This is a genomic window from Rhodococcus sp. PSi06 (genome assembly GCF_054960675.1).
The window spans coordinates 1-13,251 of sequence record NZ_JBHNYO010000020.1; the positions used below are offsets into that span (position 1 = coordinate 1).

Here is a 13,251-nt window from a genome sequence, read left to right on the forward strand (position 1 = left end):
GGGGGGCCCCGGGGGGGGCTAGTTTTGGCCCCGCCCCCCCCCCGGACCGCGAATGGCCGAGGGTCAGAACGAGCCGCTGCTGCTGATCGATCCCAACGGGGTGCTGACCGAGGCAGCTGTGGAGGTGCTGTCGGCGCCGGCGAACTCGGCAAGCTCTTCGATGGTGAGGTCCTCGACGACGATCTTCGTGGTGTTGTCCATGTCAGGCCTTTCTGAATCGGATGATGCCCCCGGTTTCGGGTTGCAACTCGAGTCAGCCATCTACGGCCGCACACCACCACCCCCGTCAACCCGAAACCGCTGATCAGAGGCGAGTTCGACTATCCGGACCGGACGCCGGAGGTTCCGGACCGGAGTCTGATTCGATGCCCGTTGCCCAATGCCCGACGCAGCGCATGCCGTCGACGGCGAGGACGACTTCGTGATATTCGAGGACGTCGGCGAGACGACCGTCTACGGCAACCCGCGCGACCGCCTCGGGATCGGGAATCGCTCGGTCGACATGGAGCGCGGTGCGAAAGTGTCGAAGTAGCGCTTCGAAACTCGGGGTGCGCCGGTGGCAGGGATCGAAGGTGGTCGGGCAAGGGAATCGGTAGCGGCAGGTAGGCGTGCGCAGCTCGATGGCGACGACTGACGGGGTAGAGCGATGGAAGCAAAGACGCGGAAGCGGACCACCCGACAATTGAGGGGGCGGTGCCGAAACGGACGATTAACGACGAACGCCCGCACTTCCGCGAGGGGAGTGCGAGCGTTCGTGTGTCGAGAGGCCGCGCTAGTCGGGCGGCGGGACGGTGGGTCGTCCCGCTGCGGCGTCGCGAATCCACTGAGGTACCTCACGCCCGTTGCGTTCACGGATTGCGATCGATGCGCGAGCGGCGGCCGCGGCGACTTGCGGACGCCCGGCTTTGATCTTGCGTGCCTCGGTGGTGGTCACGCGGTTCCTCCAGCTCATCGACTCGATTGTCAGTGTCCTCGCATTCAGAGGGTTCCGCCAGTGCGCGTCGGAGGGCGCGATCGGCAACGGCTACTAGAACGTCCTGTTCTGTTCTGGTTATGAGTGGGGAGTCGGTGACCGTCGCAAAGACGTCCCAGCCGAGCTCCGCTTCATCATCATTGTCGCTGACGGTGTGATCGAGGCACCACGTGATCCGCTGCCAGGCCTGGGCCGGCATTCGATGTTCAGTGCGAACCGGACACGCAGAACACGTTGCCGTCGGGGTCGCTCAGCGTCACCCAGCGAAAGTCGCCCATGGCGTGGTGCGCAACTTCGCTCGCACCGGCTTCGACCAGGCGCGCAACCTCACTGTCGAGGTTCTGGGTCGTCATGTCGAGGTGGATACGGTTCTTCCCGGGAGTCGGGTCGTCGACCTTCTGGAAGGCCATTCGGTACGGGGCCGCAGCAAGTTCGACGACGTAGAACCAGCCGTCGTTCTCCTCCACGATCGATCCGTCGACCTGGGAGGCCCACCAGCGAGCGAGCGTGCCCGGGTCGGTGGTGTCGAACGTGATCATGGCCAAGTTCAGTGTCATGGCGGCACGGTAACCGCGACCACCGACAGGTGCGACTTCAGGCGTTGACGATGGTGTCCAAGGCCGAATAGAAGATGCCGAGGCCGTCGTCGCTCGGACCCGTGAGCGGCTCGGTGGCGTGCTCGGGGTGGGGCATCAGCCCGACGACTCGACCGTTCGCCGAGGAGATCCCGGCAATCCCGCGCTGCGATCCGTTCGGGTTGGTGCCGCTGTAGCGGAACACGACGCGACCCTCGCCCTCGAGCTCGTCGAGCACGTTCTGCGGTGCCTGGAATCGACCCTCTGCGTTCTTGACCGGGATCAGGATCTCGGCGCCTGGTTCGTAGCGCGACGACCACGCGGTGTCGGTGTTCTCCACGGCCAGCCACTGATCGCGGCAGACGAAGTGCAGTCCTTCGTTGCGGGTCAACGCACCGGGTAGCAGTCCCACCTCACAGAGCACCTGAAAGCCGTTGCAGATCCCGAGAACCGGCATACCGCCCTCGGCTGCCTTCACGACGGACTCCATCACGGGAGCGAAGCGTGCGATTGCGCCGGCCCGCAGGTAGTCGCCGTAGGAGAATCCGCCGGGGACGACGATGGCGTCGACGTTCTTCAGGTCCGCGTCGGCGTGCCACAGGCTGACGGCTTCTGCGCCGGCAAGGGTGACTGCGCGGGAGGCGTCGACGTCGTCGAGGGTCCCAGGGAAGGTGATGACTCCGATACGGGCGCTCATGCGGCGGGCTCTACCGACACACGAGTGACCGTCCAGTCTTCGATGACCGTGTTTGCCAGCAGCGATTCTGCGATCTTCTCCAACTCGGCGTCGTCGACGGAGTCGTCGACCTCGAGCTCGAACCGCTTGCCCTGTCGCACGTCGGACACACCGGAAATGCCCAGACGGCCAAGCGCGCCCGCGATCGCTTGACCCTGCGGATCGAGAATCTCGGCCTTGGGCATGACATCGACAACGACTCGGGCCACGAAAGCGCTCCTTGAAATACGTACAGCAAGACAGTTACCGGCAGGTGGGAGTCTACGCAGCCCTGGCGGGAGGCGCGAAACCGCGCTTACTGTGGAGTGCATGCGGCTGACACACTTCGGACATTCCTGCGTTCTCGTCGAACTCAACGGCACCACCGTGCTGTTCGATCCCGGCACGTTCTCCCACGGGTTCGAGGGCATCACCGGACTCGATGCCATCCTCGTCACCCATCAGCACCCGGATCACGTCGATCTGCAACGACTTCCCGCGCTGGTCGAAGCAAATCCGCGAGCGGCACTGCATGCCGATCCGATGACCGCGGGCCAACTGGGCGGGCAGTGGGCGGCGGCTCCCGCAGGCAAGGCCTTCACGATCGGCGGCATCACGGTCACCGGCGTGGGCGGCACCCACGCCGTCATCCATCCCGAATTGCCGGAGATCGACAACACCGGCTACCTGCTCGGCACTCCGGAGAACCCGGGCCAGCTGTTCCATCCCGGTGACTCACTGTTCGTTCCCGAGCAGAGGGTGGACGTGCTCGCGCTCCCCGCTGCGGCACCGTGGTCCAAGCTCTCCGAGACGGTCGAGTTCTTGCGTGCGGTGGCTCCGAAGGTGGCGTTCCCCATTCACCAGGCAGTGATTGCCGAACAGGCGACCGGCGCGTACTACGGCCGCTTCAAAGACATGTCCGACGCCGAATTCCGCGAGCTTCCCAAGGAATCGTCCGTCTCGATCTAGCCGATGACCTCGGGCGGAAGGGTGCCGATCATGGTCACTTGCGTTCCGTCCCAGCGGTAGTCGATCGTCACCGGACCGCCGGTCGGATTCGCATTCGCATCGTTGGCGAGCGGCCAGCGGTAGTCGACGGTCACGGTGTCGGCGGTCTGGCCCACCACCGAGGTGAAGGCGGTGGGTTCGAGTGTCGCGGTGCCGAGGTAGTCGTAGTTGTGGCCTGCGAAGAAAAGGATGTGGGTCGGGGACGACGCGGTTCCGCCGGTGTCGGCTCGCACCCAAGTGAACGGCGCGCACTCGTCGCCGATCTTCGTGGCGATCCACGGCTCGCCCGGGAAGTACTTCGGCAACGACGCGACTGCATCCACCACTCGCGTCGAGTCCAGCCCCAGACAGATGGGGTATTCCGAGCCCGGTGCATGCTGTTCGCCGTCGGGAATGGAGTTGTTCTCGGGAAGCTCTTCGGTGTTCCAGTCGACCGGTCCGTTGGGCTCCTCCGCCTCAGCCTCGACGGTTGGCTGGCCTGCCTCTGGTTGCGCCTGGGGCTGGACGCTCGAGGTGGGTGTACCGGTGGCCAAAGCTGCGACCGGTTCGTCCGAGTTGCCGCACGCGACGAGGCTGAGCGCAGTGATGGTGACGAGAACAAGTCGCTTCATAAGACCACCTGGTTCGATGTACGGGACGCCAGGTATGTCCGATCGCAAACGTGTTCTGTTACATCACATTTCGATCAAGGGTCCGTTACCTTCACTGCGCAGGCAATATTTGCTCCACTGCCGGCCAGTTTCACGATAATTCAACGGATGTCGCCGCGGAGTGGAGCACCCCGTGCAGCCGTCAGTCGAGCCGTACCAGTTCCCGCAGCGCCGACTCGTCCACCGCGTCCAAGCCATCGAGGAACGCGGCCGCGAAGGATCCCGGTCGCGAGGTCGACTGCGCGGCGATCTCCGACGCCACCGCAACATGCGCGTGCGCGGCCACGGCACCGATCAACGCCGTCGGCGATACGGAGCAGTACGCCGCAGTCAGTGCGCCGAGTGCGCAACCGGTGGCCGTAACTCGTTGCAGCAGAGCGCTTCCACCGCCGATCTTCACCAGGGATCCTTGCCCGACGATGTGGTCGACTTCCCCCGAGGCCGCCACAACCTCGGCCCGATCCAGCAGCGATCGCGCCGCATCGACGGAATCCGCCACGCGCGCAGACGAATCCACCCCTCTCGATCCGCCGTCAGCGCCCGCCAGACCCATGACCTCGGACGCATTCGCGCGAATGACGCTGGGGTGGTTGGCAAGTAGCTCGACCGCCACCTGAGTACGCCACGGCAGACCGCCCGCCCCTACCGGATCGAGTACCCAGGGCTTACCCGCCTCCCTCGCAGCAGCCGACGCGAGCCGAGAACTCTCCACCTGCGCTGCCGTCGGGGTCCCCAGGTTGACGAGAACCGCGTCGGCAATGCCAGCGAAGCCGGCCGCTTCCTCTGGGTTGTCGACCATCGCCGGAGCGGCCCCCGCAGCCAACAATGCATTGGCCACGAACTGAACCGACACGGTGTTGGTCAGGCACTGCACCAGCGGATTGCGTTCACGCATGTGTCGATGTGCGGCAACGATATCGTCCAGGGTCACAGTCGAGGCACTCATTGTTTCGAGTCTACGACCGCCCCCTCCCCGTTCGCGTCAATGGACCACCCCACCCCCTTCGGATCAATGCGCCTTTCTTGCAATCTGAGTGACTGAGATCCACATTGATCCCAATTGGAGGTGCAGAGCAAGCCGGGGGCGAGGTTGAGGTCAGACAGCGAGGAACTAGGCCACGCGGGCTTTGGTTCGCGGGATCCATTCGTAGATGCCGGCCTCGGCTCCGTGGTGCAGGGAGAGGTCGATGGCATCGAGGATTGCCTGACGAGGTCCCGATCGCCCGAGTTGCTTGGCACTGATGGCCAAGCGCACCACTCCCTCGCGGCGGGCGGTGCGACCCGCGCCGAGTACCAGAGCTTTGAACCACCAGGGTTCGGCTTTGGAGCCTTCGCCGATGCCCCACACCCGGGCGCGGATGGTGCCGTCGCGGTCGAGGTCGTGAATACCGTTCAACGAAGCCAACATTCGGAAGCCTGCATCGGGGAGGGCTTCCACGGCACCGGGTGAGGCGATCCAGCGCGGTGCCGCGAACACTCGGGTGCGCAGGCCGGTCTGTTCCATGACGCGGTCGGCAGCCATCAGTCGCAGTCGAGCTTCGTGCCGCGGCAGTGCAGAAAATTCGGAGCGGCGACGCTTGGTCGCGGCCTGGTCGTAGCCATGCAGAACGATGGCGTCGCCGCTATCGCGTCGAGAACGCAGCCATTCCTGGGTGGGCACGTCGGCAGCGAGGCGGTACTTGTCTTTCAACCGAGGCGCGACGAGAAGCGACAGCGGTACGCCTCGCCCGTCGAGCTCTCGCGCGAATTCGGCGGCGTGCTCGTACGTGTCGTTCTTGATACCGCTCACCGACACGATCAGGCGTCCAGACATGACTCGAGCCTCGCACACCAGCGTGAACGAGGCTCGACGTCGATGCAGACGGAAGCTAAACGGCGATCGTTTCCTTCGGCAGGATCTTGTCGATCGCGGCGAGCACCTCGGGTGCGTCCGGCTCGGTGCGCGGACGGAAACGGTTGGTGACAACACCCTCGGGCGAGATCAGGAACTTCTCGAAGTTCCACTGAACGTCTCCGGCCTTGCCTTCGGCGTCTTCGGCCTTCGTCAGCTCGGCGTACAACGGGTGCTGGTTGTCACCGTTGACGTCGACCTTTTCGGTCATCGCGAACGTGACGCCGTAGGTGGTGGAGCAGAACGTTTCGATTTCTTCGGCGGTGCCGGGCTCCTGGCCACCGAACTGGTTGCAGGGCACTCCGACGACCGAGAGGCCGCGGGCCGAGTACTCGTTGGCGAGCTTCTCGAGCTTCTCGTACTGCGGGGTCAGTCCACACTTGGACGCGACATTGACCACGAGGATGGCCCTTCCGGCGTACTCGTCGAGCGAGGTGGGCGCACCACCCAGCGTGTTGATGCCGATGTTCTGAACTTCAGTCATCACCCGAACTTACCTGTGAGTACCGACGGAACGGAACCGACGTACAAAAGCAAGTACGACCCCGCTGGTGGCGGGGTCGTACTTGCGTTTTTCCGAACCGGGCGACGGGGGGATGCGCGTCGCCCGGCAGGTTCCTACGCCTTGGCGGCGTTCTTCTCGATGATGACCTGCTTGTCGGCAGGCCGATCGTCCTCGGGGAGGTGGTCGTCGACCATGGTCTCCTCGTCGAACGGATGCTTCCCGTCGAGCACCTCGGTGACGCGGGCGGCGTCGATCGTCTTGGTCCAGGTTCCCACGAGGAGGGTGGCGACGGCGTTACCGGAGAAGTTGGTGACGGCGCGGGCCTCGGACATGAACCGGTCGATTCCGACGATGAGTTGCACGCCGTCGAGCAGTTCGGGGCGGTGGCTCTGCAGGCCACCGGCCAGCGTGGCAAGACCGGCTCCGGACACTCCGGCTGCACCCTTGGAGGCGATGATCATGAACAGCAGCAGCGAGAACTGCTCGCCGATGGACAGCGGCATGTTCATCGCGTCGGCGATGAAGATCGAGGCCATCGTCAGGTAGATCGCGGTGCCGTCCAGGTTGAAGGAGTAGCCGGTGGGGACGACGATGCCGACGGTGGTGCGCTCGACTCCGACGTGCTCCATCTTGGCGATCAGACGGGGGAGAGCCGACTCGGAGGACGACGTCGCGACGATCAGCAGGTACTCCCGGGCCAGGTACTTGACCAGCTTGAAGATCGAGAAGCCGGAGACGAACTTCAGGATCAGTCCGAGGAAGAAGAACACGAAGATGAAGCAGGTGATGTAGAAAGCGAGCATCAGGGTGCCCAGCTGGATGACGGCGTCGAATCCGGTCTTGCCGACAACACCGGCGATGGCGCCGAAGGCACCGATCGGGGCGAGCCACAGGATCATGGTCAGGATGCGGAAGACGAGCTTCTGCACTGCACCGATGCCCTTGAGGATGCCTTCGCCCTGCTTGCCCATTGCCTGCAGCGCGAAGCCGACCAAGATGGCGACGAACAGCGTCTGCAACACCGAGCCTGCGGTGAGCGAGGACAGCAGCGACGTCGGGATGATGCCGGCGATGAAGTCCATCGTGCCACCCGCTTCGTGAGCGGTGTCTGCGAGCTTGAGGCCTGCGTCGTTGGGCGAAATGTTCAGGCCGTCACCGGGCTTGATCAGGTTGCCGACGACCATGCCGATACCGAGCGCGATGGTCGACATACCGATGAAGTACGCGAGCGCAAGGCCGCCGACGCGACCGACGCTGGCTGCTGCGCGTACCGATCCGATGCCGAGCACGATGGTGCAGAAGATGACCGGGCTGATCATCATCTTGATCAGGCTGACGAACAGCGTGCCGAGGATCGACAGGTCGGAGGCGAAGTCCTTCCAGACCAGACCGACGATGATGCCGGCGATCACGGCGATGATGACCGCGATGTACAGAAAGTGCGTCCTGTCGCGCTTCTTCTTGGGCTCGGTTGGCGGGTTGTCGAACCGCTCAGCATCGGTGCTGATAGTCATGAGTATTCCTTCTGGTTTCAAGTGAAGCGCGAGTCGAACTACTGACTTCGTGATCGCCGGAGTGGAGTGAGGTGGGTCACCCCTGCTGAGACATGATGTTGCTGCACGCAGTGACTGGAGTCACCTATACGTTCATTCTGTTCACATCGATGTTTCTTACGTGAAAGGAATGCGTTGTCCTCGAAGCGACCGCTGAGCGTGGCGGGCCAGGTATTGGTCTTGCAATTGGTCGTCATGGCCGTCGTCGTTCTCGCCGGCGGGATCTTGACGATCCTCAACGAACGGTCCAACAGCGACGACGCCACCCGCCGCGAGGTGACGGCGATCGCGGTCAGTATCGCCAACGAACCGTCGACGCCACTGGCCATCGAATCCGACGATCCGACGTCGCGTCTGCAACCGGAGACCGAGAGGATCCGGCAGGTCACCGGCGTCGACTTCATCGTCGTCATGGCTCCCGATCGCACGCGCTTCACCCACACCACCGTCGACCTGATCGGTAAACCGTTCAGCGGCAACATCGATCGCGCGCTGCTCGGCGAGACGTTCACCGAGACGTACGTCGGCTCGCTCGGCCCGTCGATCCGGTCGGTCACGCCAGTCACCGATACCTCGGGCGAGATCGTCGGTCTCGTGTCCGCCGGCGTGACCCGGCAGAAGATCAGTGACCAATTCCTGCAAGGCCTGCCGTTGATACTCGCCGTCGTTCTCGCGGCGTTCGTCGTGGCTGCGGCCGGTTCGACGTTGCTCAGCCGCCGGCTTCGGCGTCAGACATTGGGAATGGCACCGGCCGAATTGCGGACGATGTACGAGCATCACGACGCCGTGCTGCATTCCATCGGCGAGGGACTGTTGGTGTTCGGCCGCAGCGACGAGGCGGAATTGGTCAACGACGAGGCCCGACGTCTTCTCGACCTACCGGACGGCCCCGTGTCGCTGACGTCGTTGCCTGAGTCGATGCAGCAGATGGACACCGGAATCGTCCGCGGTGAGCTGCATCTGACGACGGATCGCGTGCTGGTCGTCAACCAGGATCCGGTGATGTGGGAGGGCAGACGTCTGGGCAATGTTCTGACGATTCGCGATCAGACCGAATTGCGTTCCTTGATGGGCGAACTCGACTCGGTGCGTAGCTTCGCCGAATCCCTGCGCTCACAGGCACACGAGGCGGCGAATCGATTGCACACGGTCATCACGATGGTCGAGCTCGGTCGGCCCGAGGAGGCCGTCGAATTCGCGACGGCCGATCTCGAACTCTCCCAGACCCTCATCGACCGATTGATGAACGCCGTGGGCGAGCCTGCCCTCGCAGCGCTGTTGCTCGGCAAGGTCAGTCAGGCCGACGAGCAGGGCGTCGAGCTGACCATCACCGACGACACGGCGATGGAGCACGAGGGGGTGCTGACTCCTCGCGAATTGGTGACGCTGGTGGGCAATCTGATAGACAATGCGATCGATGCCTCGAAAGAATCCGACCAGCCGTGGGTCGAAGTGACGGTTCGCGACGCCGACGGTGAACTCGTCGTCCGGGTGGCCGACAGTGGTCCGGGAATGCCGCCGGAGACGCTGAAAGCCGCTCTGCGACGTGGATACTCGACCAAATCCGGATCTCGCGGACTCGGGCTGGCACTGGTGACGCAGGTGATCACCCGGCACGGTGGCACGTTGACCTCGGAAGTGACGTACGGGTCGGTGCTCGTTGCGACCATTCCGGGGGCGACGCCATGATCCGGGTACTGATCGTCGACGACGAGCCGTTGATCGCCGAGGCCCACAAGACCTACGTCGAGCGGACTCCGGGTTTCGAGGTTGCCGGGGTGGCACACTCCGGCGCTGCGGCGATGAGGTTCGCCAGCACCGAGGCCGTCGATCTGGTGTTGCTCGATATCGGTCTGCCCGACGCCAGCGGAATCGACGTGGCCGCGGCGCTCGGGGGCCTGCGCCCGAGCCCCGACGTCATCGCCATCACCTCCGAACGTGATCTGTCGGTGGTGCGTTCTGCCGTGGCGCACGGCATCGTGCTGTATCTGCTCAAACCGTTCACGTTCGCCGCATTTCGAGACAAGCTCGAGCGTTATCGCGAATTCCACGATGCGTTACCCGCCGGCGAGAATGCGTCGAGTCAGCGCGATATCGACCGCGCGATGGCGCATCTGCGGACTGCCGACGAGCGCGTCTCCACCCCCAAAGGCATTGCCCCGCAGACGATGGACGGCATCACCGCCAGCGTCAAGGAATCGGCCGACGGCTTGAACGCCTCCGAGGCCGCGAAGGTCGTCGGAGTGTCGCGGGTGACGGCCTGGCGCTACCTCGAGCGCCTGGCCGACGACGGCCTGGTCACCCGGCACACCGAATACGGTAAGGCCGGGCGACCGCAGGTTCGCTACATGTGGCGTTAGAGCGGCTGCGCCGCACCGGTCTTCTCCACGATCCACGCGTACTCGAAGGCCGCTTCTTTCCATTTCTCGTAGCGTCCGCTGACTCCGCCGTGCCCGGCGCTCATTTCGGTCTTGAGCAGCAGGTCCGAGTCACCGGTCTTCGTGGCGCGCAGGGCGGCAACCCATTTGGCGGGTTCGACGTAGAGCACGCGGGTGTCGTTGATCGACGTGATCGCGAGGATCGACGGGTAGTCCTTGGCCTCGACGTTCTCGTAGGGGCTGTACGACTTCATGTATTCGTACACCTCCTTGTCCGCCAACGGGTTTCCCCATTCGTCCCATTCGATGACCGTCAGAGGCAGTGACGGGTCGAGGATGGAGGTGAGCGGATCGACGAACGGAACATTGGCAAGGATGCCGTTGAACAGCTGGGGCGCGAGGTTGGCCACCGCGCCCATCAGCAGGCCGCCGGCACTACCGCCGTCGGCGACCAGGTGCTTCGGTGAGGTGCGTCCGGTGTCGACGAGATGCTGAGCGGCAGCGATGAAGTCGGTAAATGTGTTCTTCTTCTGCAGCGTCTTGCCCTGGTCGTACCAGTGCCGGCCCATCTCACCGCCGCCGCGTACATGCGCGACGACGAACACGATGCCGCGGTCGAGCAGAGACAGCCGCGCCACCGAGAACGACGGGTCCATCGACGCCTCGTACGATCCGTAGCCGTAGAGCAGTGTTGGTGCCGGCCCTTCGGGGACGTCCTTGCGTGCGATGACCGATAACGGAATCTGTGTTCCGTCCGGTGCGGTGGCCCAATCCCGATGCTGCACGTAGTCACCGGCATCGAACTTTCCGAGCACCGGCTGCGATTTGCGAAGCAGCAGTTCGCCGCTGGCGATGTCGAGGTCGTAGACCTGGCCGGGCGTGATGAACGAGGTGTAGACCATCCGCAGCAGGGGCTGGTCCCATTCGGGGTTGGAGCCCGAACCGACGGAATAGAGCTCCTCGTCGAATTCGAGCTCGCGGTACTCCCCGTATCCCTCGTCGGTCAGCGGCCAGATCGCCATGCGAGTCAAGGCTTCTCGTCGGTACGTGAAGATCAGATGGCCGGCGAAGGCGTCGATGTCCTCGACTCGAACGTCGTCGCGATGAGGAACGAGGGTGCGCTGATCGAGAGGATCGGAGACCGGGGCCTCGGCGAGCAGGAAGTTCTCGGCCTTCTCCCCCTCGGTACCCCACCCGTTGACCGAGCCGTTGTGGGTGATCAGGAAGCGATCCTCACCGGCCACGACGGCGTGTTCGATGCTGTATTCGATGCCGTCCGTGCGCGGCAGCACGACGCGGAATTCGCCCTCGGGATCGGTGGATTCGAGGACGAGGCACTCGGAGGTGATCTTGGAACCGACCCAGATCATCAGGTACTTCTCGCTGCGGGTGGAACCGAAGCCGACCCAGTAGCTCTCGTCGGGCTCGTGGAAGACCTTGACGTCCTCGGCCTTGCCGAGAGTGTGTCGCCAGACGGTGTCGGGACGCCAGGACTCGTCGACAGTGAGGTAGAAGACGTGGGTGGCGTCGGCCGTCCAGGTGGCACCGGGCGCGACGTTCTCGATGGTGTCGGCGAGCAGTTCACCGGTCTCGAGGTTCTTGAAGCGCAGCGTGTAGCGCTCGTCGCCCTCGGTGTCGGTCGAGTAGGCCAGCAGCGTGCCGTCGAGGCTGATCGAGAAGGCACCGAGGGAGAAGAAGTCGTGACCCTCTGCCTCGACGTTGGCGTCGAGCAGGATCTGTTCACCGGGGACGTCCACGTCGGACGACAGGGTGGGCGGGGTCCAGTCGTCGGGAGAGTCGACGGGGCAACGGCATTGGAGGCCGTAGGACTTTCCCTCGACGGTCCGCGAGTAGTACCACCACTGGCCCATGCGCGTAGGCACGGACAGGTCGGTCTCCTGGGTGCGCGATTTGATCTCGTCGAAGATCGTGCCGCGGAGCGATTCCAGTCCGGCCGTCTGCTGCTCGGTGTATGCATTCTCGGCCTCGAGGTACGCGATCACCTCGGGGTCTTCCTTGGCGCGCAACCACTCGTAGTTGTCGATGAACGTATCGCCGTGGTGGGTGCGCTCGAACGGCACCTTCTTGGCAACGGGAGGGGTGATCGTCATGGCGTGACCCAATCGTCGAAGTTCAGACCCGAGATTCGCTCGTAGGCCTCGATGTAGCGGCTGCGTGTTGCGGCGACGATGTCATCGGGCAACGGTGGGGGCGGGGTGTCGGACGTGCGATCCCAGCCTGATTCGCCGGTCAGCCAGTCGCGGACGAACTGCTTGTCGAAACTGGGCTGGACGCGGCCCTCTTCGTAGGAATCGGCGGGCCAGTATCGCGACGAGTCGGGGGTGAGTACCTCGTCGGCGAGCACGAGATTGCCGTCGGCGTCGGTACCGAACTCGAACTTGGTGTCCGCGAGTATGATTCCGCGTTCCAGAGCGAAGTTCGCTGCGCGCGAATAGATCTCGATGGTGTCCTCGCGCAGCTTGAAGGCGAGCTCGGCACCGACCTGCTCGACCGCCTGGTCGAAGGTGATGTTCTCGTCGTGATCGCCGAGAGCTGCTTTGGCGGCGGGAGTGAAGATGACCTCGTCGAGTTTGCTGGATTCGATCAGGCCTGCCGGCAGTTGGACGCCGCACACTGCGCCGGTCGCGTTGTAGTCCGCCAACCCGGAGCCGGTGAGGTAGCCGCGGGCTACGCATTCGATCGGCACCATGTTCAGCTTCTTCACCACCAACGCCCGGCCGAGCAGTTCGGCGGGAATGCGCTCGTCGAGCGTATCACCGGCCAGGTGGTTCACGCCGCCGAGTTCTTCGAAGAAAAACACGCTCATCGCCGTCAGCACACGTCCCTTGTCCGGGATCGGGGTGTCGAGGATGTGGTCGTAGGCCGAGATTCGGTCGCTCGCGACGAGCAGCAGATGCGCATCGTCGATGGTGTACAGATCGCGGACCTTGCCGCCGGCCAGATGCTCGTAGCTACTCAATGATGGTCGCACGGTGTCCAACA

Annotated in this window: 16 protein-coding genes; 4 read left to right on the forward strand and 12 right to left on the reverse strand. The window is 64.1% G+C overall.

The window, feature by feature from the left end; all coding sequences use genetic code 11:
• Positions 1–63: 63 nt before the first annotated feature.
• Entirely contained in the window at positions 64–201 is a 138-nt protein-coding gene (locus ACFI9K_RS22500) for a thiocillin family RiPP (protein WP_462665559.1), read from the reverse strand.
• Between the two features lie 178 nt (positions 202–379).
• Between ACFI9K_RS22500 and ACFI9K_RS22505 the strand changes: the two genes are divergently transcribed.
• Positions 380–532, forward strand: coding sequence for a hypothetical protein (locus tag ACFI9K_RS22505; RefSeq protein ID WP_462665560.1), 153 nt, complete (start codon positions 380–382; stop codon positions 530–532).
• A 240-nt stretch (positions 533–772) separates the two neighbouring features.
• Here the strand turns inward: ACFI9K_RS22505 and ACFI9K_RS22510 are convergent, their stop codons facing one another.
• The 4 genes from ACFI9K_RS22510 to purS all read right to left on the reverse strand — a co-directional run bounded on the left by ACFI9K_RS22510 (position 773) and on the right by purS (position 2,493).
• Positions 773–952, reverse strand: coding sequence for a hypothetical protein (locus tag ACFI9K_RS22510; protein WP_462665561.1), 180 nt, complete (start codon positions 950–952; stop codon positions 773–775).
• Positions 953–1,179: 227 nt separating this feature from the next.
• Entirely contained in the window at positions 1,180–1,530 is a 351-nt protein-coding gene (locus ACFI9K_RS22515) for a VOC family protein (protein ID WP_462665562.1), read from the reverse strand.
• A 37-nt stretch (positions 1,531–1,567) separates the two neighbouring features.
• Positions 1,568–2,245, reverse strand: coding sequence for a phosphoribosylformylglycinamidine synthase subunit PurQ (gene purQ / locus ACFI9K_RS22520; RefSeq protein ID WP_462665563.1), 678 nt, complete (start codon positions 2,243–2,245; stop codon positions 1,568–1,570).
• Positions 2,242–2,493 carry a phosphoribosylformylglycinamidine synthase subunit PurS gene (gene purS, locus ACFI9K_RS22525; RefSeq protein ID WP_032376367.1) on the reverse strand — a complete coding sequence of 84 codons (252 nt, stop codon included), beginning with the start codon at positions 2,491–2,493 and terminating at the stop codon, positions 2,242–2,244. The genes purQ and purS overlap by 4 nt, the downstream gene beginning before the upstream one ends.
• 100 nt (positions 2,494–2,593) lie before the next feature.
• Between purS and ACFI9K_RS22530 the strand changes: the two genes are divergently transcribed.
• Positions 2,594–3,232: an MBL fold metallo-hydrolase gene (locus ACFI9K_RS22530; protein ID WP_462665564.1), complete on the forward strand. Its 639-nt coding sequence runs from the start codon at positions 2,594–2,596 to the stop codon at positions 3,230–3,232.
• Here ACFI9K_RS22530 and ACFI9K_RS22535 read toward each other — a convergent pair.
• The 5 genes from ACFI9K_RS22535 to ACFI9K_RS22555 all read right to left on the reverse strand — a co-directional run bounded on the left by ACFI9K_RS22535 (position 3,229) and on the right by ACFI9K_RS22555 (position 7,831).
• Positions 3,229–3,882: an LppP/LprE family lipoprotein gene (locus ACFI9K_RS22535; protein WP_462665565.1), complete on the reverse strand. Its 654-nt coding sequence runs from the start codon at positions 3,880–3,882 to the stop codon at positions 3,229–3,231. The genes ACFI9K_RS22530 and ACFI9K_RS22535 overlap by 4 nt on opposite strands.
• Positions 3,883–4,063: 181 nt before the next feature.
• Positions 4,064–4,867 (reverse strand): hydroxyethylthiazole kinase, encoded by an 804-nt coding sequence (gene thiM, locus ACFI9K_RS22540; protein WP_462665566.1) that lies wholly within the window; start codon positions 4,865–4,867, stop codon positions 4,064–4,066.
• 165 nt (positions 4,868–5,032) lie between these two features.
• Entirely contained in the window at positions 5,033–5,734 is a 702-nt protein-coding gene (locus ACFI9K_RS22545; protein WP_462665567.1) for a DUF2334 domain-containing protein, read from the reverse strand.
• A gap of 55 nt (positions 5,735–5,789) precedes the next feature.
• A complete protein-coding gene (locus ACFI9K_RS22550) occupies positions 5,790–6,299 on the reverse strand; it encodes a glutathione peroxidase (RefSeq protein ID WP_462665568.1) in 510 nt (169 codons plus the stop codon).
• Between the two features lie 131 nt (positions 6,300–6,430).
• A complete protein-coding gene (locus tag ACFI9K_RS22555; RefSeq protein ID WP_462665569.1) occupies positions 6,431–7,831 on the reverse strand; it encodes a cation:dicarboxylate symporter family transporter in 1,401 nt (466 codons plus the stop codon).
• A 234-nt stretch (positions 7,832–8,065) separates the two neighbouring features.
• On the opposite strand from ACFI9K_RS22555, the gene ACFI9K_RS22560 reads away from it, so the two are divergent.
• Complete coding sequence (locus ACFI9K_RS22560) at positions 8,066–9,559, forward strand: sensor histidine kinase (protein WP_462665643.1); 1,494 nt, start codon at positions 8,066–8,068, stop codon at positions 9,557–9,559.
• Positions 9,556–10,230 (forward strand): response regulator, encoded by a 675-nt coding sequence (locus ACFI9K_RS22565; protein ID WP_462665570.1) that lies wholly within the window; start codon positions 9,556–9,558, stop codon positions 10,228–10,230. Before ACFI9K_RS22560 ends, ACFI9K_RS22565 begins: the two co-directional genes overlap by 4 nt.
• Here ACFI9K_RS22565 and ACFI9K_RS22570 read toward each other — a convergent pair.
• Both ACFI9K_RS22570 and ACFI9K_RS22575 read right to left on the reverse strand, forming a co-directional pair.
• Entirely contained in the window at positions 10,227–12,359 is a 2,133-nt protein-coding gene (locus tag ACFI9K_RS22570) for a S9 family peptidase (protein ID WP_462665571.1), read from the reverse strand. The two genes, ACFI9K_RS22565 and ACFI9K_RS22570, sit on opposite strands and share 4 nt — an antisense overlap.
• Positions 12,356–13,240, reverse strand: a complete 885-nt coding sequence (locus ACFI9K_RS22575; RefSeq protein ID WP_462665572.1) for a phosphoribosylaminoimidazolesuccinocarboxamide synthase — start codon at positions 13,238–13,240, stop codon at positions 12,356–12,358. Before ACFI9K_RS22575 ends, ACFI9K_RS22570 begins: the two co-directional genes overlap by 4 nt.
• Positions 13,241–13,251: the final 11 nt, after the last annotated feature.